Genomic DNA, 26,375 nt, shown 5'->3' with positions numbered 1-26,375 from the left:
CGGACTGGTAGCGAGATCCATGGTTAATGCCTTCGACTTTGATTCTCCCACCTCACGGCTAGCGGCCGATTAATTTCACAGAGTTTTTATGCATTCTCTTTCTCAATGCGTATCCAAAGCCACTGTTTCATCCATATAATGGCGAACATCACTAGCCATCCTTCACCCAAGGAGAAGTTGAAGACTATGACGATATCCTCGCCCTCTGCAAGCTACGTGAGCCGACACGTCGGCCCCAACGAAACTGAGAGGGCGGCGATGCTCAAACGCGTCGGATACGCCTCCCTCGAGGAGCTGTTAGACGCGGCAGTTCCCGCCGGGATTAGGTCCCACGATCTTCCTGAACCCACGCACCCACTGTCGGAGGAAGAAGCCCTGGCCAAGCTGCGCAAGTACGCAGATCAGAATGTGGTTCTCAAATCATTCTTTGGACAGGGTTTTTATGACACCCTCACGCCATCAGTGATCCGGCGAAATGTCGTAGAAAACCCCGCGTGGTACACCGCTTATACCCCTTATCAGCCCGAGATTTCACAGGGCCGTCTGGAGGCACTGCTTAACTTCCAAACTTTGGTCAGTGAGCTCACGGGGCTTCCTGTAGCCAATGCGTCGCTGCTCGACGAGGCCACCGCAGTTGCCGAGGCCGTTGGATTAATGGCGCGCACCAATAAGAAGGGCCACAGAGTGCTTCTCGACGCCCGCCTGCATCCCCAGGTGCTCTCTGTTGCAGCCGAGCGCGCACGTGCCATCGACGTGGAGGTTGAAATCGCCGATGTCACGTCGGGGCTAGTCGGAGACAGTCTGGTAGGCGTGGTCATCGCGTATCCGGGTACGGAAGGCGATATCGCTGATATTCGCCCCATCATCGCTGATATTCATGCGCGTGGTGGACTGGCCGCTGTGTCCACGGATCTCCTCGCTCTCACTCTCCTGGAGTCCCCCGGCGCGATGGATGCAGATATCGCTGTGGGTTCTTCCCAGCGTTTTGGTGTCCCGTTGTTCTTTGGTGGCCCACACGCCGCTTTTATGGCGGTATCTGACAAGTTCAAGCGGCAGCTGCCGGGTCGAATTGTCGGTGTCTCTGTGGACGCTGAGGGGCATCCGGCTTATAGGTTGGCCTTGCAGACCAGGGAGCAGCATATCCGCCGGGAGCGCGCCACCAGTAACATTTGTACCGCTCAGGCCCTGCTAGCTGTGTGTGCGTCGATGTACGCAGTCTGGCATGGCCCTGAGGGGCTCAAGGCCATCGCTCGCCGTGTCCATGGCCATGCCTCCACATTTGCTGCGGCGTTAGAAAACGAGCCTGCGTTAGAGGTCGTGCATAAAGACTTCTTTGATACTGTCACGGTTCGTGTTCCGGGGCGGGCTCAAGAGATTACCGATGCGCTGGCGGAATCTGGCTACTTGGTGCGCCCCATCGGAGCCGATCTGGTGAGCGTTGCTTTTGGTGAGTCGGCGACTGCGGAAGACGTCGACAAACTCACCGCTGCTTTTGGTGCGAGCGTTACAGAGGAGGCCTATAGCGACTTCCCAGAATGGGCAGTACGCAGCGACGAGCCTATTACTCATCCGATCTTTAGTTCTGTGCATTCGGAGACGCAGATGCTGCGTTATCTTCGCGCTTTGTCGGACAAGGATCTTGCTCTCGATCGCTCGATGATTCCGCTGGGCTCATGCACAATGAAGCTCAACCCGACCACGGGCATGGAGCCCATCACGTGGCCGGAGTTTGCAAATATTCACCCCTTTGCCCCAGATTCTCAGACCCGAGGCTGGCGAGCATTGATTGATGAGCTTGAGGGATGGCTTGCGGATATCACCGGCTATGCCCGGGTGTCGGTTCAGCCCAATGCCGGATCCCAGGGAGAGCTGGCTGGTTTGTTGGCGATTCGTCGCTACCACCAATCTCGTGGCGATAATCAACGCGATATCATTCTGATTCCGCAGTCGGCCCATGGGACAAACGCGGCGTCGGCGACTCTGGCTAATCTTCGGGTAGCTGTTGTGGCTACGGCCACGGATGGGTCCATTGATGTCGATGATCTCGATGCAAAGCTCGCCAAGCATGAGGGACACGTGGCCGGCATCATGATCACTTATCCATCCACACATGGTGTTTTTGAAGACACAGTGACTGCCGTGTGCGAGAAGGTTCACGCAGCAGGTGGTCAGGTCTACATCGATGGAGCAAATCTCAATGCGCTAGCCGGCGTAGCTCAGCCAGGAAAGTTCGGAGGTGACGTTAGCCACCTCAACTTGCACAAGACCTTCACGATTCCCCACGGGGGCGGCGGCCCGGGTGTCGGCCCAGTGGCCGTAGCAGAGCACCTTGTGCCTTTCTTGCCCACGGATCCGCTGGAGTTAGACGCTGCAATTCCGTGTCCTACCCGCACAGGGGTTCCCATGGTTTCCGCGCAGTATGGATCGGCCGGCGTGCTCCCGATTTCGTGGTCTTATATTGCGATGATGGGCGGCACAGGGCTGCGTGAGGCCACTGCCTCGGCGATTCTTGGGGCAAACTACCTGGCGAGGTCGTTACAGGATGCGTTCCCTATCCTTTACACCGGTGACAATGACTTGGTGGCTCATGAGTGCATCCTTGATCTGCGCCCGATTACTGATCACACAGGGGTCACGGCTGCAGACGTGGCTAAGCGCTTGATGGATTATGGCTTCCACGCGCCCACGTTGTCCTTCCCCGTCGCGGGAACGTTGATGGTGGAACCCACTGAGTCTGAAGACAAGGGCGAGCTCGACCGCTTTATTGAGGCGTTGCTTGCTATTCGCGCAGAGATTCAGCAAATTGCTGACGGCGCTATCGAGTATGAAGAATCCGTGCTGCATCATGCACCGTTCACCTCTTACTCCATCGCTAGAGATAACTGGGACTACTTGTTTAGCCGTACTCAGGCTGCCTATCCGGTGGCCTCGCTGCGAGTCAACAAGTATTTCCCATCCGTTCGTCGTCTCGATGAGGCTTATGGCGATAGGAACTTCGCATGTTCCTGCCCGCTACCTGAGGCTTTTAATTTCGCGAGGACTAGACTCGCTTCACGTTTACGTGGCGTGATGTCGACTTTTCGTGTTCGCGCCACGTAAGCCAGTAGCTTGCTCACATATTTTTCGATGAAAGGACCTAACGCATATGGCTTCCGAACTCCGTACCTCACCCCTGCATAGCCGTCACCAGGACTTAGGGGCTGCTTTTACGCCCTTTGGCGATTGGGATATGCCGCTGAAGTATGGTTCCGAGCTTGAAGAACACCATGCAGTGCGTAAAGCATGTGGGCTCTTTGATCTGTCCCACATGGGAGAGATTCGGGTGAGTGGCCCACAATCTGGGGATTTCCTTGATTACGCACTGATCTCCCAGCTTTCTGCCATCGCCGTTAATAAAGCGAAATACTCAATGATTGTTTCCGAGGATGGCGGCATCATTGATGACCTCATTACGTATCGCTTGGCTGACGATGAATTTTTGGTTGTTCCCAATGCTGGAAACGCAGCTGTAGTGGCGGAAGAGCTCCACGCACGGGCTGCGGGATTCCAGGTCACCGTCACGGATGAGTCGGCAGAAACAGCCCTCATCGCAGTTCAGGGGCCCAATGCTCAGGCGCTGCTTCTTTCGCTTGTCGACGCAGACGCGGATGCAGATACCGCACGTCTAATTTCCACCATGCGCTACTACGCATGCGGCAACGCTGTTATAGCTGGCTTTTCTGTGCTCCTGGCCCGGACCGGATACACAGGCGAAGACGGATTCGAGCTCTATATCTCCAACGATAAGGCGCCTGCATTGTGGGATGCGATTTATCAAGCTGGTCAGGATGAGCGCTACTCGCTTGTACCATGCGGACTTGCGTCTAGGGACTCGCTGCGTCTTGAAGCCGGAATGCCGCTTTATGGAAACGAGCTCTCCCGGGAGCTGACCCCCATGGATGCGGGGCTAGGCATGCTTGTGAGTAAGAAAAAAGAAGGCGACTTTGTTGGTAAAGAGGCCTTAAGTGCTCCTAGTACTCATACAAAAGTGCTCGTTGGCCTGTCTTCCACGGAACGTCGTGCAGCACGACACGGCGCAGATATTCTCGACGCCGACGGAAATGTCGTAGGAACCGTGACCTCCGGGCAGCCCTCGCCAACACTGGGGCATCCCATCGCGCTGGCGTATGTGGAAAAAGACCTCAGTGAGGTTGGCACAGAACTCACCGCAGATATCAGAGGGAAAAAATATCCCTTCACGGTAGTTTCTTTGCCGTTTTACTCCCGCCAGAAAGACTAAACCGATAGACTCCACAATGATCTACACGAGTCGTTTCGCATTCTAGAAAGGTAGAACCAAACCTATGTCTCTTCCTGAGAACTTCTCCTATTCCGAAGACCACGAATGGATCGATGCAGCTGCTGATTCCGCTGCCGGGACGACTGTCAAAGTGGGCATCACCTCGGTGGCAGCTGACCGCTTGGGCGAAGTCGTCTTTGCCGAGCTGCCCCAGGTTGGCGACTCCGTAGAGGCCGGTGAAACGTGTGGCGAGGTCGAGTCCACCAAGAGCGTCTCCGACCTGTACTCCCCTGTCACGGGGACAGTAACCGCCGTCAACGACGCAGTCCACGACGATTACTCCATTATCAATAACGATCCTTTCGGTGACGGCTGGCTCTTTGAGGTAGAAGTTGAGTCCGTCGGAAAGCTTCTCACCGCCGCCGAATACGCGGAAGCTAACGGGGTCTAAATACCTCTTTGTAAGTTCCACGCTCACAGCAGTGCCGCCATGGATTGCGCCACACCATGGCGGCACTGCTTGTCTTGTCCGAGTTCTACGAGAAAGTTTCTGTCCAACGCGTGGCTGCTGCCACGTCTTCTTCTCTTTGTTGGGTAAAAATAATCCGGTGGACGTCTGGGTCTGTAACGGCAAGATCCCTGCTAAACCACAAGGTATCGTGGGGCTTTTCCGCCTCAGCGCACCCGCTGGCAGCAGCTTCTAAGCGCAAGGCCAGCTCATCAAGGTCTTCTCCATGAGCGGAAAAGGAAACCTGAACGGTTGCAGGTGCGACGCCGTGTGTCATAGGTTCCGTGTTTTCTTGCACGACCAACAACACATCTTGGTTCCTTAGCCTGCGTAAATGGACAAGCACCGGGTTACCCTGCGGGCCTGGGACGGTGGCCAGAGTAATAAAACCGGCAGCGTGGAAAAAGGCTTCACTCCGTTGAAAATCTTGAACGGCAAGGGTGACAAACATTGGCATGGGATAAATATCCCGATCTGGTGTAATACTCATGGCTTTTACCCTGAACGATTGCCCTAACGTCAACGCAAATGCGCTAAGAGTTCACGCATTTTCTAGCCGCAGCGCCTCAGGCGTATCCTCAGTACCATGACTGCGCCTCGTGACCCATTCTTCCCCGCCGACCAATCCATCCGTGCATCTACACAGCCCGTAGAGATCCGCCATCTCGGCGTGATGGATTATCAAGAGGCATGGGACTACCAAGCTGCTCTGGCCAAGCAACGCGCGGCCGATGAGGTTGGCGACGTACTTTTAGTTCTGGAGCACCCCAGCGTTTACACCGCAGGAAAGCGGACTCAGCCGGAGGATCGCCCCACCAACGGGCTGCCTGTTATTGATGTCGATCGAGGCGGTCGTATTACCTGGCATGGCCCTGGCCAGCTGGTGATATACCCGATCTTGAAACTCGCAGACCCCATCGACGTCGTCGATTATGTGCGTCGCGTCGAGGAGGCTCTCATCCAGGTTGTACGCCAACGCGGCATTAGCCAGGCCGGGCGTATCGACGGACGCTCCGGAGTGTGGGTCCCCGACGCGTGCGATGCCAATCACCGTAAGATAGCCGCTTTGGGCATCCGGATCACCCGCGGCGTGACGATGCATGGTTTAGCGCTTAATTGCTCTAACACCCTTGAGTACTATCAGCACATCATCCCCTGCGGTATCTCCGATGCCGGGGTGACCACCCTTTCCCAGGAACTGGGGGAAGACATCACAGTCGAATCCATAACGCAACCGCTTATCCAGGCGCTACTGGATGCATTCTCTGGAAAGCTGATCGTCGCAGACCACACGTTTGCTTCTGCGCCAGATCCCACCAAGGGACTTCCCAGGACTGTGCACAACGACACACATTAAAAATGTATCGCCTCACCCCCGCGCCATTTTCCCTGTTTAACCCCCATTGTGTGAGTGCTTTTCGACGTGCACCTGCAGCACGAGTAGTGTGCATAGGGTGACTACAGCACCCGAAGGACGCAGAATGCTCCGAGTTGAGGCCCGCAACTCGCAGACCCCCATCGAGAGCAAACCACGTTGGATCCGCACTGCGGTAAAAACTGGCCCCGAATACCAGGACATGAAGAAAAAAGTGTCCGGGGCCAGCCTGCACACCGTGTGCCAGGAGGCCGGTTGTCCCAACATCCATGAGTGTTGGGAGTCTCGTGAGGCAACCTTCCTGATCGGTGGCGCCAATTGCTCGCGTCGCTGTGATTTCTGCCAGATTAACTCCGCAAAGCCGGAACCCCTCGACCGCGATGAGCCGCGTCGAGTGGCTGAATCTGTGCGTGAAATGAAGCTGAACTACTCCACCATCACGGGAGTGACCCGCGATGACCTAGAGGATGAGGGCGCTTGGCTCTACGCCGAGGTGGTCCGCAAGATCCACGAACTCAACCCGCACACAGGCGTGGAGAATCTCACCCCAGATTTCTCGGGCAAACCTGATCTTTTACAAGAAGTCTTTGAGGCTCGCCCCGAAGTGTTTGCGCATAACTTGGAGACTGTCCCCCGCATCTTCAAGCGTATCCGCCCCGCGTTCCGGTATGAGCGTTCCCTGGACGTCATCCGTCAAGCGCACGACTTTGGTCTAGTGACCAAATCCAACCTGATTCTTGGCATGGGCGAAACGGTCGAAGAAATTCGAGAGGCCCTCACAGACCTGCATTCTGCCGGCTGTGACATCATCACCATTACCCAATACCTGCGACCTGGCCCGATGTACCATCCCATCGAGCGCTGGGTAAAGCCAGAGGAATTCATCGAACACGCTGATTTTGCGCGTGAGCTAGGGTTCGGGGCAATCATGTCCGGGCCGCTCGTTCGCTCCTCCTACCGAGCCGGCAAGCTCTATTCCGAAGCTCTTGCCGCCCGTGGGGAAACACTCCCAGAAAACCTTGCGCACCTGGCGCAGACGTCTGCGGGAACCACAGCTCAAGAGGCTTCCACGCTTCTAGACAAATACGGCCCCTCGCAGGAGACGCCGGTCGTTTCTTCCCGGTAACGAAAAATTGAATTGCTCCCCACTATCTGGATTCTGATTTTTCAGTCCGATAGTGGGGAGCAGTTCTTTTTCTGCGTCATGAGGCACCGTGCGCGGGTGTAACCGCGAACCGGTCTATCTGCGCGGCCTGTGGCATGGGCAAGCCATGGCGTGGGCAAGCCTGTGGCGTCGATAAGCTAGTGCGCTATTCGTTCAGGTTTATCGTTCCGCGTGGCACGATAACGGGTGCTTGTCCCCGTGGGTCTTCCCATACTTCGGCGCGCAGGCCGTAGCATTGAGCAAGTTTTCTTGGGTAAGCACTTCTGTGGCGCTGCCCTGCCCTACGATCTCACCCGACTTGAGCAGCACCAGCCGGTCGCTATACGTTCCAGCCAACATGAGGTCATGCAGAACCATGATGACCGTTTTACCTTGAGAAGCCAGGTCTTTGGCCAGCTTCAGTATGTCGATGGCGTGAGCTGGGTCTAAGTATGTGGTGGGCTCATCCAGAAGCACCACCGGGGTTTCTTGTGCCACAACCATAGCCATCCAGACCCGCTGGCGCTGGCCGCCTGAGAGCTCGGACACGTCGCAATCCACTAACGCAGCAGTGTTGGTGTGCTCTAAAGCCTGGCCGATGGCCTGACGATCCTTCTCCGATTGTCGCATCCAGCGACGTTGGTGCGGATGCCGGCCGCGCGCCACGAGTTCACCAACGGTAAGCCCTTGGGGGCACAGCGGCGACTGCGGCAGCATCCCGATCATCCGCGCAACCTCGCGTGGAGGCAGGCGATGCACATTGTGTCCGCCGACTGTCACGGTTCCCCCCTGTGGGGTGAGCACGCGGCTCAGCGACTTCAACACAGTAGATTTACCGCAGCCATTCGGCACCAACAGGGTTGTTACTGTGCCCGGTTCTGCGGTGAGGTCTAGTCCGTCGACGACAAATTCACCGGACGCGTACCCGATCTGCAAGCCTCGGGCCTCCACGCGCAGCCCGTCTGTCTGTCCGGAGATCGAGGTGTACCAGCGTTTGTGATTAGGAGGAGTTGCGGACATATCAGCGATCACTTTCTCGGTCAATCTCGACGAAATTTTTGGGATTCCTTCCACACCAACCACACCAAGATCGGCCCACCGAGTATTGCTGCGACGAGGCCAACGGGTGCGGTAAACGGAAGAAGTCCAGCCAGGACGTTGCATAAGGTCAGCATGGCCACGCCAGCGGCCGCAGAAGGAATGGCTTGCGGGGTCGGTGCCCGAGCAGCTAGTCGGGCGATTTGTGGGGCTACAAGAGCGATAAACCCGATGGGACCAGCCACGGAGACCACAACGGCCACCACGCCAGTAGCCGCGATCAGTAACAGCATGCGGATTCGTGTGACGTGGACGCCGAGGCTTAGCGACGTCGCGTCGTCGTGAGCAAGGAGGCGAAGATCGCGCTGGCACACAGCCCCAACGCGACAAAAGGAAGCAGAGCCAACAGCAAGAGCGGCAGGGCTTCAGACCTGATAAACCCTGTGGAGCCAGCAAGCCACATTTGGGCTTCGGCAGCCCGGGTCAAGTCGGATTTCACCACCATGTAGTGCACCAAAGACTGGGATAGCAGCGACAACGCCAAGCCAACAAGGACCACGCGGTTTCCGGTGCCTACTCCGCCTAGGAGGAAGAGGAGCACAACGATGATCACAGCCCCCACGAGAGCCAGCAACGCGCGCCACCAGAAACCTGGGATATAAGCGGCAAAAGCAGGCTGGGTTAGGACCGTTCCTGCTACCACGCACACCGCTGCGCCTCCCGACACGCCCAGGATGTCGGGAGAAGCCAATGGATTGCGAGCCATGGTTTGCGTCCACGCCCCGGCCATTCCCAACGCCGCACCGATGAGCACACTGGCAACAGCCTCCGGCAAGCGCAGTTCCCATACCACCGCGACAGCGCGTTGATCGCCTCCGCCTGTGAGGACGTCGAACACCTCCAGTGGGGAGAGCTGAACGGGGCCGTAGCTCAGTAGGAGGAAGTAAGCCATTGTTGCAAGGATGGACAAGATAACCGTAACCAGCACCGCGCGATGGGTGCGTCGATAAGCAGAGGCAGCTGCGCGATCGGCTGCTGCCATGGGATCAACGGAAGCAGAATGTTCAACGATACGACTCATGACGTTGCCGATCTCCTCGTTGTGTTCACCGACCACACCATCAAAGGCGCCCCCACCACGGCAATGACAATCGCCATCTCTAACTCACCTGGTTGTAGCAGGAATCGCCCCAGAATATCAGCACTTAACACGCCCAGAGCACCAATCAGTGCGGAGGGCACAAGCATCCGAGTCAGTGTGGGGCCAGTAAAACGGCGGACAATGTGCGGTGCCGCGAACCCCACAAATACCACCATGCCCACTGCGGCAGTGGCCTTTCCTGCAAGAATCACGATTGAAGCAGCGGCGATCACTCGGATGAATCTCACGGATAGGCCTAAGCTCACCGCACTTTCCTCTCCCATGGAGAGTAAACCCAAAGGCGGGCGATCCATGCGGCGCATGCTGCGCCAACGAGAAGCCCCATGCCCGCTAGTGTCACGTCGCCCATGTCGCGTCCCGCAGTAGATCCCACCGCCCAGCTCCTGGCGCCGTCTAAAGTGCGCGAAGAATACAGGGACAAGAGATTGGTCAGGGCCTGTAGCGCCAGCATGATGCCTATCCCGACGAGAACCAAGGTGAGCGGGTCGCGCGACTGCCGAGACAGCAGGATGACCACACTTGCTGTGAGCACCGCGCCCACTAGGCCTAAGAGTCCGCGTTCTGTCAGGGTCGCGCCCACCCCCAATGTCAATCCGATGGCAATAGCGCTGCCGGCTCCGGCGTTGATTCCGATAATCCCCGGATCTGCCAACGGGGTACCCGTCCATGACTGGGCGATGGCACCAGCCATAGCCAGCGATGCCCCGACAATCAACGCCAACAACGTGCGAGGTATGCGCAAATTCCATACCACGTCGTATACCTCGGTGAGGTGGGCAGACAGCGGGAGCGCAGAGGTATCCGAGAGTCTTCCTGGTCCTTGGCTCAGCACCGCAAGAATGTCCCCCACGGGCACGGAACGGGACCCAACAACGACAGAGAGGAACGCCGCGCCTATCACGAGTGCAAGCGTTCCTACTGTCAAAGCTCTATGCGACGTGCGCATTAGAGCGATTCGGCGAACTTCTGTATCGCCCACGGGATGGTTACCGGATTTGGCATGCTCATCGCGTTGCCTACGTCTTCGTGGAGGAAGTGTGCACGGCCGCTCTTGACCACGTCCAGGTTGTTAAATGTGGTGTCCTTTTTCAGAGCGTCCACTGCACCCTTGTAATCCAGGACAAAGAGGTAATCGACGTTGTTGAGCTCGGAGTACTTCTCTGGGGCGAGGTCCCGGTAGAACTGCTTGCCGTCGCCCTCGATCTCAGCGGGAATATGGAAGCCCAGGCTCTTTAAGAACTGGCCGCGGCCGTCGCCAGAGGTGTAGATGCCGATCTTGCCCTGATAAGGCATGATCACAGCGGCCCGCTTGCCTTTGAGGTCAGGGTGCTGTGCCTGGAAATCCTCAAAAGCTTTCTTGGTCTTCTTGATCTGCTCTTGGCCCTCAGCTTCTTTTCCTACGGCATGGGCGATCGTGGTTACCTGATCCTCCCATGGCACCTGCCAGTCAGTGAACTGCTCTGAGTGGGTCGTGGTGGGCGCTATGGCTGCCAGCGCTTTCTTTGCTTGGGCATCCACAGCCTGATTCACGGCGATGATCTGCTCGGGATTGGTAGCCGTGACTTTTCCAGGATCTGAGAGGTGAACCCCTGAGCCGTGTTGTAAATGGGTTCCGGTGTGGCGTCTCCCAGGAGTTCCTTGGACCATGGCCCTACACCACTCCACTCTTGTCCACATCACCCTGAGCTCCCCACGGAGCGACAGCAACAGGTGTGATCCCCAGGGAAAGGAGCGTGTCTGCGTCTCCTAGTCCGAGGGCGGCAACGCTTGTGTTTTTAGTGTCTCCGCCAGCGGCGGGCTTTGCGGCTTCGTCACTGCGGGAACACGCGGTAAGTAGGAGAGCAAGCGTAACGACGATCGCAGCGGTCACCGCAACAGCGCGGTAGTTGCGCACACTGCGAGACGCAAGTGGTGTGGGATGTGCAGTTGTCATGGGGCACCTTTAAGTCGATTCAAACGGTCCATCTACGATGGACCTTTCAGGCAAGCCAAACCTACAACATTTTAGGTAAGCTTTACAAAGCTTCGCACCTCATCGCCTACTCATACTCCCCCGACAAAATCCTAACTGCCAAGAACACCGGCCCCACTCACACTGAGGAGTGTTAATGACGACCAGACCGCTCACCGCCTTCGCCGATCACGAGCTCAGGGATTCCCCAGCTGAACCTGGCCATCACTTGGTCCAAGCACGCGTGGTGGACGTGACGGAGATTGCCCCACACCTGCGCCGCATTGAACTCACCTCCCCCGATTTTCACGATTGGACGATGACCATGACCGGACCCGATGAGTTTTTTGGGCTTGTCATGCCACCGGAGCATCTCAACACCACGTCCGAGTTCTTTCCCCTGTTAGAGAATCTCCCACGTCAGGAGCGCGCAAACCTGCGTTCAACTCTCAACGCCATTAATGAAGACCAACGCCCTGCACTGCGTTGGTACACCGTGCGCCATCTTGATGCGCAGCGAGGCACCATGGCTTTCGACATAGCCACGCATGGAGTCACCCAGGAGTCCCTGGGTGAGAGCGTTAACAGCGCCGACGCACATACTCACACCAAGGTTGGGCCGGGCCTGCGCTGGGCGTTGTGTGCCCGGCCTGGGGACCCCGTGGGTATATTCAGCGCCCGGGGATTATGGGATCGACGATGGGACCGACAACTAGTGGTGGCAGATGCCTTGTCTGTTCCGTCCGCACTCGCCATTGCTGAGTTCATGACAGACCTTCACCCTGGTCAGCTACAGTCCATACGATTTGTTATCACAGTGGAAAGCGAAGCCGACGTGGAGGCTTCCGCGGTGGAATGGCTGCGCACTCATGCCGAACATGTGGAGGTTTTCTACCGGCCAATCGCGGAACAAGCAGATGCTGTTCTGAAGTATCTCCAGTCAGAATCACACGACAAGCCGGACTACGTATGGGTTTCCGGCGAAGGAAATCTTTGCAAAGACATCCGACGGTTAGCAGTCAAAGACTGGGGACTGGAAGCAGACGCTATTTTCTGGTGCCCTTACTGGTATATCGGCCGACCTCGCCCCTAAACTCCCATTTCATCGCCCACATATTTTCTCCGCATTTTCTCTACATTCACTTAAAGTATGCACGTCCACGCGGTGACATCCTTGTATGCCACCGCAGATTCCCACCAAAGATATTTCTGTAATAGAGGAAGCCTTGGAGTCTGATTGCAGATAGTGCAGGGCTGCCCGCTAAGCTGGTACGCATGGCAGATGCGAAGAAGCAGGCCGACAAGGCCGCGAAGAAGGAGCAGCGCGCGGCGAAGCGCGCCCAGCGCCGCCGGAACTGGTCTCAGCTCTGGCAGGCGTTCAACATCCAGCGCAAGCAGGACAAAGCCCTGGTGCCGATCATGGTGGGATCGATCCTTGGCCTCGGCCTGCTTTTCTTCCTCATCGGAATGTTGTGGAACGGTCAGTGGTTTACGCTTCCCACTGGTCTTTTGCTGGGCGTGCTCCTTGCTATGTTTATTTTCACCCGTAGGCTCCAAAATAGCGTCTACGAAAAGGCTGAGGGACAGGCCGGCGCCGCAGGTTGGGCGCTAGAGAACCTACGCTCGGGCGTGGGCATTGTATGGCGCACCAAGACCGGCATTGCCGTGACCAAGCAAATGGATGTGCTTCACCGCGTTATCGGCGTCTGCGGCATTGTGCTTGTAGGCGAGGGCAATAAGAACCATCTGCGTCCGCTGATCAATCAGCAGCGTCAGCGCCTGTCGCGTCTAGCACCTGGTGTTCCGATTCATGAGATGTTTGTGGGCAGTGGCGAGGGCGAGGTGCCACTGAAAAAACTGCAGTCCAGTTTGCTCAAGCTCGATCGCCAATACAAGAAGAACGATGTGTATGAAATCGCTAGCCGCATCGAGTCCATGGATAACATCCAGACAAACGTAGGACTTCCCAAAGGTCCGATCCCTAAGGGCGGCAAGATCTCGGGAATGAATCGTCGCGCTCGTCGTTCTGCAGATCGCAACAAATAAGAGGATCTTTTTACGCAATAAGGCTTGGACACTGTTTTAGTGTCCAAGCCTTTTCTTTGCTTAGTAGTTTTTATTTATCCAAAAACTACTGCGGTTCCCGTGGCGCGATCGTGCATACCGCGGCCGTCGGCGTCGACAAGCACTGCGGGGAAGATAAAGCACGTAAGCGCTGTGCGGACGAGGGCGCGTACAAAACCCACTTTTTCAGTTCGCACGTCAACGCGGGCTACCCCCATCCCTAGGATTGCTTGCCCAGGAGTGCGGGCGAAAAGCCAGACGCTTATTACGCCGAGGATGAAAAAGAGGATGAGGGTCGCGGTGGACACACCGCCGAGCGCAGGGGTAAACATGTGAATCACCGTTGCACTGGCCAAGCAGATGCCCCAGTCGATGAGGACTCCGAACGAGCGCCGCAGGACACTACCCAAAGCTCCCGGGCCTTTTTGTGGTAGTCCAAGGTGTTCACCCGGCCAGCGGGCGGGGGTGTCGCCGTCGATTTGCGAGGGAATCTCCGGCCCGTCGAGCCAACTACGCTTCGGTTTTGCCATGTGGACTACTGTAGTTCTTGAACAGCCGGAGTGGGAAACCCATGGACAAGGAGTATCGGTCGAACGATAGGTAATTAGCTTCTCTACTGCTATCCTAGAGGAACCGACTTTTATGGTGCCATAACCCACAACTTGTTTTGATTGGCTCCGCTATTAAGGCTGATCATACAACGAAACACAACAACGTTCCCCCAAGGAGTCAACGTGGCCTTCAGTACATCCGAAGACGTTATCAAGTTCATCAAAGACGAAAATGTTGAATTCGTCGATGTTCGCTTTACCGACGTCCCGGGCATCGAACAGCACTTCTCCATTCCTGCGGGAATGTTGGATGAAGACGCTATCGAAGAGGGCCTGGCTTTCGATGGCTCTTCCATCCGCGGTTTTACCACCATCGACGAGTCCGACATGAACCTTCTTCCGGACCTCGCAACCGCGACCTTGGACCCGTTCCGCAAAGCAAAGACCTTGAACATTAAGTTCTTTGTCCACGATCCTTTTACCCGCGAGGCATTCTCCCGCGATCCGCGCAACGTTGCCCGCAAGGCAGAAGAGTATTTGACCTCCACCGGCATCGCCGACACCTGTAATTTCGGCGCCGAAGCAGAGTTCTACCTCTTCGATTCCGTCCGATACTCCACAGACATCAACGCTGGCTTCTATGAAGTCGACTCCGACGAGGGCTGGTGGAACCGAGGCAAAGAATACAACCTCGACGGCACCCGCAACCTTGGTGGCAAGAACCGCGTCAAAGGCGGCTACTTCCCCGTCGCGCCCCACGATCAGACCGTAGACATTCGCGATGAGATGACGCGCAACCTCATCAACGCCGGTTTCCATATCGAGCGTTTCCACCACGAGGTAGGCACCGGCGGCCAGCAAGAAATCAACTATCGGTTCAACACCCTGCTGCACGCTGCCGACGACCTGCAGACCTTCAAATACATCATCAAGAACACCGCAGCTCAAAACGGCCGTGCCGCCACCTTCATGCCCAAGCCCATCGCAGGCGACAACGGCTCGGGAATGCACGCACACCAGTCTCTCTGGAAAGACGGCAAGCCCCTCTTCCACGACGAATCCGGCTACGCCGGGCTTTCCGACATGGCCCGCTACTACATCGGCGGCATCCTGCACCACGCAGGCGCGGTCTTGGCGTTTACCAACCCCACGCTGAACTCCTACCACCGCCTGGTCCCCGGCTTCGAGGCCCCCATCAACCTGGTGTACTCACAGCGCAACCGCTCTGCGGCAATCCGTATTCCTATCACGGGCTCCAACCCCAAGGCCAAGCGCATTGAGTTCCGCGCACCGGATCCTTCAGGCAACCCCTACTTTGGCTTTGCAGCCATGATGCTCGCCGGCCTTGATGGCATCAAGAACCGCATCGAGCCGCACGCACCAGTGGACAAGGACCTCTACGAGCTGCCACCAGAGGAGGCCACAAGCATCCCGCAGGCCCCCACCTCACTGGTGGAGTCGCTCAAGGCCCTTGAAGAGGACAATGAGTTCCTGACCGACTGCGATGTGTTCACCGAGGATCTCATCGACACCTACATCAAACTCAAGTACGACGAAGAGATCACTCCTACCCGCCTGCGCCCGACGCCGCAGGAGTTTGAGATGTACTTCGACTGCTAGGAATTACCCCGTCACCCCCGAGAAACACCACTCTCCGCGTTTCTCGGGGGTTCACCTATGCACCGGCCTTTTACCCCAGCCGCCACCCAACACCAAATACTATGCAGAATATTCACCCTTCTGTACCGAATATTATTAACTTTGCTGGTTTTGTGGATATCATTGCCCAACATGCTGCGTTGAGCGGTGTGGCGGCTGTGAACGTCGTAAGCGAGCCTGAGTGGGCACGCGAACTTTTTATTTATCAGATATCGCGAAGGCCCTCTATGTCTAAAAACACAGAAGCAACCCGGGATTCCCTCTCGGAAACCCCTGAAGCCATCAGTACGTCTATAGAGCATCCGGAAACGGCTGCGAGCCCCACACCTACGTGGAATTCGCTCGGCTCTTTCACCATGAAGGTGCTCAACGGAATCTCCATCGCCGTTGTGGTGGTGTTGGTCCCCCAAGCCCTCCTTGGCGAGTTACTCAAAGCGCTCGTCCCCCACTGGCCCACGCTTAAGACACTGCTCACGCTCGTGGCGCTGTCTTCCTCCATGCTCCCCATCCTCATTGGCGTTTTGGTAGCCATGCAGTTCAAGCTGACTCCGATCCAGACGGCGAGCGTAGGAATTGCAGCGGTACTGGGATCCGGCGTTGCCACGGTGGACCCCAATGGTGGTTTCCACCTCCAAGGCACGGGACTTGTCATTAACACTGGACTCACCGCGGCCCTTGTGGTGGGGGTAGTCCTACTCATCGGCCCTAAGCTGGGGAATTACACAATCCTCTTGCTCTCTACAATCGTGATCGTCATCGCAGGTGGCATCGGCTGGGTGATCACTTACCCCGCAGTTAACGCTTTTAGCGTGTGGCTTGGCGACGTAATCGATGGGGTCACAGGCCTTCAACCGATCGTTATGGGCGCAATCGTGGCCGTTGCCTTTGCCCTCGGAATTGTCTCCCCCATCTCCACGGTTGGCATCGCTACGGCAATCTATATGTCTGGGGTCGCTTCAGGAACTGCCAACTTAGGGGTGGTGGCCGCTGGTTTCGGCCTGGCAATCGCCGGCTGGAAGGCCAACGGACTAGCCACTTCTCTCCTGCCGATTCTGGGTTCACCAAAAGTCCACATGGCAAATATCTGGGGTCGCCCCCTCAACTTCTTACCGCTGGGGCTCAGCGCTGCTGTCCTGGGAGCTGCCGGAGGAGCCCTGGGAATCTCCGGCACCCCGATCTCCGCAGGCTTTGGCATATCCGGTCTGGTAGGCCCCTTGGCTGCACTCAATGCTGAGGGATGGGGTTGGTCGGCGGCCAACGTCCTCATCATCCTTGCGATCTTTGTTATTGCACCCATCATTCTGGCATTCGCCTCGTTTTGGGTATGCGAGAAAGCCGGATTGGTTGCGTCCGAGAACTACAAGCTGAACTTTGAATAACGGCTCTTATGCATAAAATCCCCGTGGGGAGACGCTTAACGCGTCTCCCCACGGGGATTGAACTTTGTATGTATCTAACGAGTCGGTCGCGCCATGCCCTCAGCAAAGCCAGCAGCCGACTGAACTCCGACCACGGCCTGGTCCTGGAAGGTCGCTATGCTGTCTGAACCTGCGTAGGTAAAGGAGGAACGAACGCCGGAAATGATGTGGTCGATAAGATCTTCCACCCCGCCTTTACCCTCTTCAAGGTAAATCTTTGCGGAGGAAATTCCCTCTTCAAACATCTCGCGGCGAGCTTTTTCAAACGCCTCAGTATCCGAGTTGCGGTTTACTACGGCACGACGTGAGGCCATACCAAAGGATTCCTTGTACATACGGCCATCGACGTCATAGTGCAGGTCGCCGGGAGACTCGAAGGTACCGGCGAACCATGAACCAATCATTACGTTCGACGCGCCAGCGGCAAGTGCCAACGCAACGTCGCGAGGATCGCGAACGCCGCCGTCGGCCCACACGTGAGCGCCGAGTTTCTTAGCCTCTGCAGCACATTCCAAAACAGCGCTGAACTGTGGTCGGCCCACGCCAGTCTGCATACGCGTCGTGCACATAGCACCAGGTCCGACGCCCACCTTAATGATATTCGCACCAGCTGCCACCAGATCGCGAACGCCATCGGCAGTCACCACGTTGCCTGCAGCAACCGGAACTGGCGGGTTGAGCGCGCGAACTTTCTTCAGGGCTTCCATGGTGTGAGTCTGATGCCCATGCGCAGTATCGACGACCAGGACGTCCGCGCCGGCGTCGATAAGCTTTTGTGCACGTCCTGCAACATCGCCGTTGATTCCGATTGCAGCACCCACGCGGAGTTTTCCATTGGCGTCGAGGGCCGGTTTGTACAACGTAGCGCGCAAAGCAGACTGCTTGGTCACAATGCCCACGAGCGTTCCATCACTCGCGACCACAGGTGCCAACCTGCGCCCATGCTCATTGAGCATGCGGAAAGACTCCTGCGGAGTAATGGTGTCCGGGAGGGTCATCAAATTGGTCGACATGAGCGTGCCGACCTGGGCAAAGTTATCTACCTTTGCAATGTCTTTTTCAGTGACCACACCCACGGGATGGTTGCCTTCGACCACGATGGCCGCACCGTGTGCACGCTTATGCAGCAAATTGCGCGTGTATCCAACGGTATGGTGAGGCTTCACCGTAATGGGAGACTCAAACACCGGATGCGCGTTTTTCACCCGCGCAATGGTCTCCGCAGCAATCTCTGCCGGAACGTCCTGAGGCAAAATCACAACGCCACCACGTCGCGCAACAGTTTCTGCCATGCGTCGACCAGCAACAGCGGTCATGTTCGCAATGACAAGCGGAATAGTGGTTCCTGTTTCATCGCTCGTAGCAAGATCCACAGACATCCGTGATCCTACGGACGATACCGAAGGGACCATGAAAACATCGTGATACGTTAGCTCGTACGGCGGAATTTGATCATTAAGAAATCGCACGTACACCTACCATACATGTTTTCTCGTTCTATATGAAGATTCTTTGGCCTCTGCATTTTTCAACATTACAAAGAATCGTTACAGATGAAACACTACCTCCCTGCATACGTTGCCAAAATGTGCAACGCTTTTTTATATTCACATGGCTCATTTTTAAAAAACGCAGCCACAAAGACTTGAAAAATATGCTGCTCGATAGTGAGCATCCCCTCGCCCAGTATCCAGCGGCATATTAGTGGTTCCCACAGGCCCAAATCCCTCAAGGCCTGTGGGGTTTACTTTCAAAAAGAAAGTAAATATTAAATAGATCGCAACCAGTGCTACACTGACATTGCTTTTTAGCTTACGCTAACTACTTACTTGTCTTCTTCCTTTTGGAAAGAACCCAAGACTTTATTTGCAGCGTCCTTTACCTTTTCACCAGCATTGGAAACTGCGTCCTTGACATCAGCTTTGGTCTGGTCTGCACGACCCTCGTCAGCAAGACTATCGTTTTCGGTAGCCTCACCGATCGCTTCTTTGGCCTTGCCACCAAGCTGATCCAGTTTGTTTTCTATATCACCCATCCATACAACCTTTCTCGTTGCCTTCAGTGTGACTCCACTGTAGGCACAGTTTGAAGGATCTCGCGTACTTTTTGGAAAAATCGTTATCCGTGCGTGCGTCGACCGTGATCGTTTTGCAACAAAGCCAATTCTCAGAAAAACGCCATAAGGTTTACCCTCACAAGGGTTTATGCGCGTTTTTTAAAGCTTTAAAACCGGCCTATTTCGTGGAAAAAATTTCGTTTCCAATAGCAAAAATAAATCCGCATAACACCCCCAAACGGTGTAAACCGCCCCATATAGCGGTTCTTGATAGATGGCTCCCAGCCGTCATCAGACGTTTTTCGCAGAGGCCACGAAAGGCTCAGCTTCATCGCTAGCCTTGCCGCTTTTAAACTAAAGAACCATCGCAGCAATCCAGCCCGAAGCAATAAGCGGAAGGTTATAGTGAAGGAACGTCGGGATGACCGAATCTCGAATGTGATCGTGCTGCCCATCCGCGTTTAAACCGGAGGTTGGCCCAAGGGTCGAATCTGAGGCTGGCGAACCGGCGTCTCCGAGTGCGCCAGCTGCCCCAATAATCGCCACGGTGGCGGCAGGCGAAAATCCCATAGCAGTACATAGCGGAACATAAATGGTCGCAATGATGGGCAGCGTAGAAAAGGAAGATCCGATTCCCATCGTCACTACAAGTCCGACAAGCAGCATCACGAGCGCGCCCATTGCTTTGTTATCACCGAATAGCTCAGCGGATGTGTGAACGAGAGCTTCCACTTCCCCTGTTTGCTTCATCACCGAGGCGAAGCCTTGGGCGGTGATCATGATGAAACCGATCATGGCCATCATCTTCATACCTTGGCTAAATACGTCGTCGGCTTCACGCCAATTCACTGCTCCGGTCAGCATGAAGATAGCCAATCCTGCCAACGCGCCGATAAGAAGCGGATCTGCGTCAGTAGCAACTGATTGCATGACGATCTGGACAACAAAAGTGACCACGATAGCCACGATGGAGACTGCGACCTTATAGCGGGAAACTGCCCGGTGTTCCGGCTGCGCAGCACCGCTTCCGGATTGTTCCGCAACAGCGACAGATGCGTAATGACGAGGGCGTCGATAGCTAATAAACACAGCGACGAACAGACCCACGAGCATGCCAAGTGCCGGAATCCCCATCACCTTCATGATGTTGATCCCCGACGTATTCATACCTGCCGCTTCAATGTTGCCCAAGAGAATCTCATTGAGGAAGATCGAACCAAAGCCCAAAGGAATCCACATATACGTGGTCACCAGGCCGAAAGTAATCACACACGCCACCAAACGGCGGTCGAGGTTCAACTTATTCATCACCCCGAGCAATGGCGGGACGATAAGCGGGATGAACGCGATATGCACAGGTATGAGGTTCTGACTCATAATCGCCATAGCCAAGATACCGGCCAGCATCAGCCACTTGGTCATAGCGACGGCTTTGGTCCCCGCGCCTTCAGAGCCGGCGTCGATACGCTTCATGATCGCATCTGCTAGCAGTTTCGGAAGCCCCGAGCTAGCCACCGCCATGGCGAAGGCGCCCAGCATCGCGTAGCTCAGCGCGATTTTCGCTCCACCTGCAAGCCCCTCTTGAAACGCCACCATCGTGGAATCAAGCCCGATGCCGCTCACAAGTCCACCCACTAAAGCGCCGATAAAAAGCGCTAAAACGACATGGACTCGCGCGACGGCCAACGCGAGCATCACGACGACAGCGATCAAGACAGCATTCATGTGGAATAAATTACGCCAGAGTTTAAATTATTAGTAATAATGAGCCATTCCAGAACCCTTATAATGCCCCCCGTTTGAAGCTCCACCCACAGCAAGCACATAATTTAACCTTTGTTCTACGAGGTTTTGCTTTTGTACTACAGGCCTTCTGGGTGCGGTTTTTCGCTTCCTCCTCGCACATCAAGCACCGCCTGCTTCTCTGTAGCATTCACCCCCATGCATGCTACAAGGGGTTGCGGCAGGTCTTTCCCAACGGTCTCCCTTCTCACGTGGGAAAACCCCGCGCTATGTCCACACACAACGCGCTCTGGGTGCATCACCCGGGCGCATAACCCCAATAAAAAGAAAAAGAGGAGCTATAGGCTCCCCTTCCCTTTTACACAAGATATTCACAGTTTATGAAGCCCTGCGCGGGTGCTCCTCAGTAAAACCCTCGGACACTACAGGATTATCTCGTGCGATCGCGTTTTTCATAACCCATCCGAGGGCGGAATCCGGCTGGATGTTTAAGCTGTGCGACTGCGTCGCCAACTAGCAAACGGAAACGTGGCTTCATCGGCGGCATCTGCATGACAGAGAACCACCGCACCTCCGTGCTTTCATCATCTCCAACACGCGGAGTGCAATCCCCCACGACGCTACAACGCATCGCAGTGTCCATGTAGTAGCTAATATCGCCGTTCGCATGCTCTACAGGCCCCACGGCACCCACGCCGAGCAGAGCGTCTACGGTCACGTCAACACACGTTTCTTCTTTCACCTCCCGCACAGCTGCTGCGTGCGGTTGTTCACCGGGATCCACGATGCCTGTCACGGGCGTCCATTCCCCGTTATCGCTCCTTTTAACCAGCAGTACTTCCGGTACTGCCGTAATAGGCGCGCCTTCAGGAACATCCTTAATCACGATGGCTGTGACCCCAGGTAAAAACAATGGGTCATGGCCGATCTTGTCTCTGATCTTAAGGATAAAATTGGGTGTTGGCATGCTAAAGGTCCTTATATCTAAAGCTACGGTTGTATCCTCTGCGGGCTAATCCGCAGATGGTTCTTCCGAGCTTTGTGCTGCCTCACGTGCAGCTTTCTCAGCAGCTTCTTTTTTAAGTTTCTCGGCAAAAGCCTTGGGGTCAAACTCGGTAAAATACTCTGGACCTGCAAATTGTTCTTGTGCCATAGTGCTCTCTCTATTCAGGATACGTAGCAATCTTTTAATAAAAGTCTAGTGTCCGACACGTTTTTCGGCGCAACCCAGCTGTGTTTGTTTGCCAAGCTGAGTAACAAGCAAGTTAGAAGGACCCCGCTTCTTTGCATACAACGTGCACGCAACGGGCCCAACAACGCAAAACCACCGGTTTACGCACAAGCTTTAGGCGCACAACCGGTGGTTTTCAACATGGGGCTACTTAGGCCTCTTCAGAATCCCGAGCAATACTCTCCAGGATAAAGTCCTTCACTGCAGCAACATCATTAGGTAGATCTGTGACATGGCGTTGCGCATCCAAAATTCCAGTAAAGCGCTCCGGAACCTCAGGACCGCGTCCTACTGCTTCAACGATGGTATCCGTGAATTTCACTGGTAAAGCGGTCTCCAAGCACACAATGGGGCTTTCAATCTGGCTGGCCCACTCGCGCGCGACTTTCACGCCATCAGCGGTGTGTGGATCCAGCATCAGACCCCGGCGCGTATAGCAATCAGCGATGGTTGCTATACGGTCTGCATGGGTAGAACTACCCGACGCAAAACCATAATGCGTGGCAGCGTGCTCAAATGAGTCGTCGTTGGCAAGGGAGAAACCGCCGGCTTTTACCTGTTCCCCAAAGAGTTCTGCGCAGCGTTCGGCATCTCTTCCTAGCAGGTCAAAAATAAAACGCTCAAAATTGGATGCTCTAGAAATATCCATTGAGGGCGAGGAGGTCTCATGAGTCTCAGCTGCAGAACGCACGCGGTACTCGCCGGTTTTAAAGAACTCATCAAGGACATCGTTTTCATTGGTGGCAACGATGAGCCTGTCGATCGGCAAACCCATTTGTTTAGCAATATGTCCCGCACAGCTATCGCCAAAGTTTCCGGTGGGAACGCAGAAACTAACTTTTTGATCGTTGCTCTCCGTTACTTTGAGCCACGAGGAGATGTAGTACACCACTTGCGCCATCAAACGGGCCCAGTTAATTGAATTCACTGCACCAATGTGGTTGTTCGCTTTAAATTCCGCGTCGGAAGACACAGCTTTGACCACATCTTGGCAATCATCAAAAACGCCGTCTAACGCGATATTAAAGATGTTGGGATCGTCCAGCCCAAACATCTGGGCCTGCTGGAACGGCGTCATGCGGTCTTTAGGGGTGAGCATGAACACGCGGATTCCTGCACGGCCACGCATGGCGTATTCGGCAGAAGAACCGGTGTCGCCAGAGGTAGCACCCAGGATGTTTAAGGTTTCTTTCCGCCGGCGTAGCTCATATTCAAAAAGCTCGCCCAGAAGCTGCATGGCCATATCCTTGAACGCAGCGGTCGGTCCCTCAGATAGGTGGCCTATGTAAATGCCATCCTCAAGCTTGGTCACTGGGACGATTTCCTCGTCGGAAAATTTGGGCGTTGTATAAGCGCGCGCAGTAATGGCTTCTAGATCCGCTGCCGGGATGTCGTCGACAAAGAGCTTAAGTACTTCCGCGGCTAGTGCTGCATAACCTTGCTGGGCGAGAATACCGCGCCAGGTGTCTAAGGTGTCAGCGTCGAGACGCGGAAAATACTCAGGAAGATACAAACCGCCGTCTGGGGCAAGACCGCCCAAGAGGATGTCAGTAAACGCTACGGGGGTCTGGGAGGTGTCTCTTGTCGAAATGTAGTGCACGGCTACTACACTAGCGTCGACGGCCCCAGCGCTGAAGAAAACGGATAGACATTTTCTATCGCTACCCCCACCAATTGCATCGATGTTTATGTTGCATGGTTCGAGGGCTCGCTAGACATATGCTCCCCCTCTTTTCTTGCCAGCCCGGCGCTCCCCGCACAGATCGATTGCGCAAACAGTGGTGGATAATAGAATCTGCTACTGCACACAGACCCACCCGATAGGACTTCCGTGGAACCTAGAGACTTGAAAAAACGCTTCCTCATTGTCTTCTCGCTGTGCTTGGCGGTGGCTCTGGTGGCAATGCTGGCGGCTTGGAAGTTAACGACAAGCCTCCGCGACTCCGATTCCACACATAATGCGTCTAGTTCTAAATCGGCGACGAGCCAGTCGGAGTCCACGGAAAACCCAGAGTCGCATGAAAGCACCACATCACACTCACCAGAACCTGAGTCAAACGTTAACGCTGGTCCCCCTCCCCCTCCCACGCGTGTAGGTTCTTTCACCATGACAGGCACAGCCAGCATCACCGGTGCCACCTATGATTCGATGCCCTACGAGTTGCCGCTCAATCCTGCCGGCCCTCAAGCAACGATGGTGCGCTGGGTCGATGGCTGGGGCCAATCACCTGCCACCGCAGAGCACGGCACAACCTATGTCTTAGGCCATGCGTGGGGCCAGCAGCGACTCGTGTTCAACCCCATCTCCGAGATAGTCACTCAGCACGTGGACTTCAACCGCCCCACCGCTGTTCGCGGTGAATCCGGCGATATGGTCACGCGCTATCAAACAGATGTGCTCAACGGCGACGTCGTCACGATGACGGATGCAGAGGGAAACTCGCGCCGGTGGGTGATTGATAATGCTTATCTCGTGGACAAGTACGATGCCATCGATGACACCGAGCTTGTCGACGCCTCCATCCCCGGCCGTATCGTACTCATCGCCTGTTCTGTAGACGGCGCCGTTGACCTCAACTACAACGTAATCGCAACCGGGCACCTTGCCTAATGTTTTTCCGTGAACGCATCCCCATCCTCTCGTTTTGGTAGCGCCGAGCCGACTGGCTTCCGTCGGGCAGTTCTCGTCTGGTCATGCGCATGCTTGGTCTATATCATCGCGATTACTGGCCGGACTTCTTTTGGCGTGGCCGGCGTTGCGGCGATCGACCGGTTCAATATCGACGCCAGTCAATTGGCTTTATTCACCTCCGTGCAGGTAGGATGGCACAGATTCCGATGGGCCTGCTCATAGACCGTTATGGCCCCAGAAAGGCGCTGCTCGCCGGCGCGTTGCTGATGGCAACCGGCCAAGTAGTTTTGGCGCTAAGCACCTCACTCCCCCTCGCTGTCGGCGCACGTGTTCTTATCGGCGCTGGTGACGCCACTGGTTTTCTCTCCGTCATGCGGCTTATACCTGCGTGGTTCCCGCTGCGCAGAGCACCCTTATTTGCGCAGTTGAGCGGCGCACTGGGGCAAGTCGGGCAGTTTGTATCAGCAGTCCCCTTCCTAGCGCTGCTCAATGCCCACGGCTGGGAGACAGCCTTTGTGACCCTTGGTGCGGTCGGCATCATCATCGCGTTAGCAGCGTCACTGGTGATAGCCGACGATCCGCACCAGGTCGGTTATTCCCCCACGAAGAAGCGTCGCCGCCACTCCACTATGGCCCGCGTCCCAGCCTTTCGTTTCTGCTTTCTACCGTGATCAGGAATCCCATCGCATGGCAGGCGGTTTTTATTCATTGGGTTAATATGGCGCCCCTGAATGTGTTCCTTTTGCTTTGGGGCGTTCCGCTCATGACGCTAGGCATGGAGCTAGATAGCTCGCACGTGGCGCTTGTCCTTACGCTCGCCACTGTGGGTTCCATCAGCGCAGGTCCCCTACACGGAGTGATTTCTGCGGGATTAGGTAGGCGTCGCGACGCCGCAGCTCTTGGCACCGCACTCATCATTGCGGTAATCCACATATGGTTCTTCTCTTCCGCCGAACCGCGCGGGTTTCGAGCCATCGCATTTTTAGTATTAGCAATGGTACTCATCATGCCGGCCGCTAATTATGGCTTTGACACTGTCCGAGAAGAAGCGCCTCTCGCTGTGGTCAGCACTGCGACTGGCCTGGCCAACATGGGAGGTTTTACTGCCACGATGATCTCAGCCCAGCTCTTGGGGCTGCTTCTCGACGTCCACAACGTAGGCACCTACACCTGGAGCGATTTCCGTTTCGCTTGGCTAGCGGTGCTAGGAACATGGGCTTTTGGCATGGTGATGCTCTGCCTATGCGTATCCCGCACGCGCAGGTACAACGAGCGTGTGCGGGATCTACGAAACGTTTAGTGGCTACCGCGACGAGAGACGAGGGCGTCGATAAGCGAATTCAACGCTTGATCCCCAAATTGCTTCGCATCTGCGTACGGCGTTTCCCGGGTAGTGTTCACAGGGCCTGGCTGGGTATCCGCATGAACTTTAAGCACGGTGCCTTCCACTGTGATAGCTGTGCGGGTTTTCGTCCCCGTCGATTCAAGTGCACGGACAAAAGTTTGCAGGTCGCCAACCGTGGCACCATCAAGATCAAGGCTCACAACAATAGACATGGCAACG

19 protein-coding genes and 5 pseudogenes are annotated in these 26,375 nt (G+C 55.7%); 11 read left to right on the top strand and 13 right to left on the bottom strand.

All coding sequences use genetic code 11. The features are described from left to right. Positions 1 to 186: 186 nt before the first annotated feature. The 3 genes from gcvP to gcvH all read left to right on the top strand — a co-directional run bounded on the left by gcvP (position 187) and on the right by gcvH (position 4,730). Positions 187 to 3,099, top strand: a complete 2,913-nt coding sequence (gene gcvP, locus ET810_RS01495; protein ID WP_241657929.1) for an aminomethyl-transferring glycine dehydrogenase — start codon at positions 187 to 189, stop codon at positions 3,097 to 3,099. Positions 3,100 to 3,145: 46 nt separating this feature from the next. Further along, positions 3,146 to 4,279: a glycine cleavage system aminomethyltransferase GcvT gene (gene gcvT / locus ET810_RS01490; protein WP_087454305.1), complete on the top strand. Its 1,134-nt coding sequence runs from the start codon at positions 3,146 to 3,148 to the stop codon at positions 4,277 to 4,279. 64 nt (positions 4,280 to 4,343) lie between these two features. After that, entirely contained in the window at positions 4,344 to 4,730 is a 387-nt protein-coding gene (gene gcvH / locus ET810_RS01485) for a glycine cleavage system protein GcvH (RefSeq protein ID WP_014526035.1), read from the top strand. A gap of 85 nt (positions 4,731 to 4,815) precedes the next feature. Here the strand turns inward: gcvH and ET810_RS01480 are convergent, their stop codons facing one another. Further along, complete coding sequence (locus ET810_RS01480) at positions 4,816 to 5,277, bottom strand: VOC family protein (RefSeq protein WP_134315965.1); 462 nt, start codon at positions 5,275 to 5,277, stop codon at positions 4,816 to 4,818. A gap of 96 nt (positions 5,278 to 5,373) precedes the next feature. Between ET810_RS01480 and lipB the strand changes: the two genes are divergently transcribed. Together lipB and lipA are read left to right on the top strand one after the other, a co-directional pair. Beyond that, positions 5,374 to 6,144: a lipoyl(octanoyl) transferase LipB gene (gene lipB / locus ET810_RS01475; RefSeq protein WP_087454307.1), complete on the top strand. Its 771-nt coding sequence runs from the start codon at positions 5,374 to 5,376 to the stop codon at positions 6,142 to 6,144. 97 nt (positions 6,145 to 6,241) lie between these two features. Next, the gene (gene lipA / locus ET810_RS01470; protein WP_087454308.1) at positions 6,242 to 7,288 is read left to right on the top strand and encodes a lipoyl synthase; all 1,047 of its coding nucleotides are present in this window, start codon (positions 6,242 to 6,244) and stop codon (positions 7,286 to 7,288) included. A 184-nt stretch (positions 7,289 to 7,472) separates the two neighbouring features. On the opposite strand, the pseudogene ET810_RS01465 reads toward lipA, so the two are convergent. From ET810_RS01465 to ET810_RS01450, 4 pseudogenes are all read right to left on the bottom strand, one after another. Further along, positions 7,473 to 8,389 (bottom strand): annotated as a pseudogene (locus ET810_RS01465) (ABC transporter ATP-binding protein). Beyond that, positions 8,347 to 9,296 (bottom strand): annotated as a pseudogene (locus ET810_RS01460) (FecCD family ABC transporter permease). Before ET810_RS01460 ends, ET810_RS01465 begins: the two co-directional pseudogenes overlap by 43 nt. A gap of 125 nt (positions 9,297 to 9,421) precedes the next feature. Next, a pseudogene (locus ET810_RS01455) lies at positions 9,422 to 10,452 on the bottom strand (FecCD family ABC transporter permease). Continuing rightward, a pseudogene (locus ET810_RS01450) lies at positions 10,452 to 11,439 on the bottom strand (ABC transporter substrate-binding protein). The pseudogenes ET810_RS01455 and ET810_RS01450 overlap by 1 nt, the downstream one beginning before the upstream one ends. A gap of 175 nt (positions 11,440 to 11,614) precedes the next feature. On the opposite strand from ET810_RS01450, the gene ET810_RS01445 reads away from it, so the two are divergent. Both ET810_RS01445 and ET810_RS01440 read left to right on the top strand, forming a co-directional pair. Next, positions 11,615 to 12,550: a siderophore-interacting protein gene (locus ET810_RS01445; RefSeq protein ID WP_134315966.1), complete on the top strand. Its 936-nt coding sequence runs from the start codon at positions 11,615 to 11,617 to the stop codon at positions 12,548 to 12,550. Positions 12,551 to 12,732: 182 nt separating this feature from the next. Continuing rightward, on the top strand, positions 12,733 to 13,503 hold the full coding sequence (locus ET810_RS01440) for a DUF4191 domain-containing protein (protein WP_054468374.1): 771 nt from the start codon (positions 12,733 to 12,735) through the stop codon (positions 13,501 to 13,503). A 74-nt stretch (positions 13,504 to 13,577) separates the two neighbouring features. On the opposite strand, the gene ET810_RS01435 is transcribed toward ET810_RS01440, so the two are convergent. Then, positions 13,578 to 14,051 (bottom strand): RDD family protein, encoded by a 474-nt coding sequence (locus ET810_RS01435; RefSeq protein ID WP_046096131.1) that lies wholly within the window; start codon positions 14,049 to 14,051, stop codon positions 13,578 to 13,580. Between the two features lie 204 nt (positions 14,052 to 14,255). On the opposite strand from ET810_RS01435, the gene glnA reads away from it, so the two are divergent. Beyond that, positions 14,256 to 15,692, top strand: coding sequence for a type I glutamate--ammonia ligase (gene glnA, locus ET810_RS01430; protein WP_013242302.1), 1,437 nt, complete (start codon positions 14,256 to 14,258; stop codon positions 15,690 to 15,692). 395 nt (positions 15,693 to 16,087) lie between these two features. Further along, positions 16,088 to 17,110, top strand: coding sequence for a PTS sugar transporter subunit IIC (locus tag ET810_RS01425; RefSeq protein WP_087454918.1), 1,023 nt, complete (start codon positions 16,088 to 16,090; stop codon positions 17,108 to 17,110). A gap of 74 nt (positions 17,111 to 17,184) precedes the next feature. Here ET810_RS01425 and ET810_RS01420 read toward each other — a convergent pair whose 3' ends face one another. From ET810_RS01420 to thrC, 6 genes are all read right to left on the bottom strand, one after another. Next, on the bottom strand, positions 17,185 to 18,618 hold the full coding sequence (locus ET810_RS01420; protein ID WP_013911926.1) for a GuaB1 family IMP dehydrogenase-related protein: 1,434 nt from the start codon (positions 18,616 to 18,618) through the stop codon (positions 17,185 to 17,187). Between the two features lie 356 nt (positions 18,619 to 18,974). Continuing rightward, a complete protein-coding gene (locus ET810_RS01415) occupies positions 18,975 to 19,184 on the bottom strand; it encodes a CsbD family protein (protein ID WP_087454311.1) in 210 nt (69 codons plus the stop codon). A 375-nt stretch (positions 19,185 to 19,559) separates the two neighbouring features. Then, the gene (locus ET810_RS01410; RefSeq protein WP_134315967.1) at positions 19,560 to 20,930 is read right to left on the bottom strand and encodes a Na+/H+ antiporter family protein; all 1,371 of its coding nucleotides are present in this window, start codon (positions 20,928 to 20,930) and stop codon (positions 19,560 to 19,562) included. A 448-nt stretch (positions 20,931 to 21,378) separates the two neighbouring features. After that, positions 21,379 to 21,915: an NUDIX hydrolase gene (locus ET810_RS01405; protein ID WP_013911929.1), complete on the bottom strand. Its 537-nt coding sequence runs from the start codon at positions 21,913 to 21,915 to the stop codon at positions 21,379 to 21,381. Between the two features lie 45 nt (positions 21,916 to 21,960). Beyond that, a complete protein-coding gene (locus ET810_RS11925; protein ID WP_166740990.1) occupies positions 21,961 to 22,101 on the bottom strand; it encodes a hypothetical protein in 141 nt (46 codons plus the stop codon). A gap of 229 nt (positions 22,102 to 22,330) precedes the next feature. After that, a complete protein-coding gene (gene thrC, locus ET810_RS01400; RefSeq protein WP_087454313.1) occupies positions 22,331 to 23,779 on the bottom strand; it encodes a threonine synthase in 1,449 nt (482 codons plus the stop codon). Positions 23,780 to 24,010: 231 nt separating this feature from the next. On the opposite strand from thrC, the gene ET810_RS01395 reads away from it, so the two are divergent. Further along, positions 24,011 to 24,790, top strand: a complete 780-nt coding sequence (locus ET810_RS01395) for a sortase family protein (protein ID WP_087454314.1) — start codon at positions 24,011 to 24,013, stop codon at positions 24,788 to 24,790. Positions 24,791 to 24,799: 9 nt separating this feature from the next. After that, positions 24,800 to 26,111, top strand: a pseudogene (locus ET810_RS13260) (MFS transporter). On the opposite strand, the gene ET810_RS01385 reads toward ET810_RS13260, so the two are convergent. Next, the gene (locus tag ET810_RS01385) at positions 26,108 to 26,368 is read right to left on the bottom strand and encodes a hypothetical protein (protein ID WP_087454315.1); all 261 of its coding nucleotides are present in this window, start codon (positions 26,366 to 26,368) and stop codon (positions 26,108 to 26,110) included. The pseudogene ET810_RS13260 and the gene ET810_RS01385 overlap by 4 nt on opposite strands. Positions 26,369 to 26,375: the final 7 nt, after the last annotated feature.

The sequence above is a fragment of the Corynebacterium silvaticum genome (assembly GCF_004382825.2).
In the GTDB taxonomy this organism is placed as follows: Bacteria; Actinomycetota; Actinomycetes; order Mycobacteriales; family Mycobacteriaceae; genus Corynebacterium; species Corynebacterium silvaticum.
The sequence above is the reverse complement of the archived record's forward strand: the minus strand, read 5'-3'. Positions and strand labels throughout refer to the sequence as shown.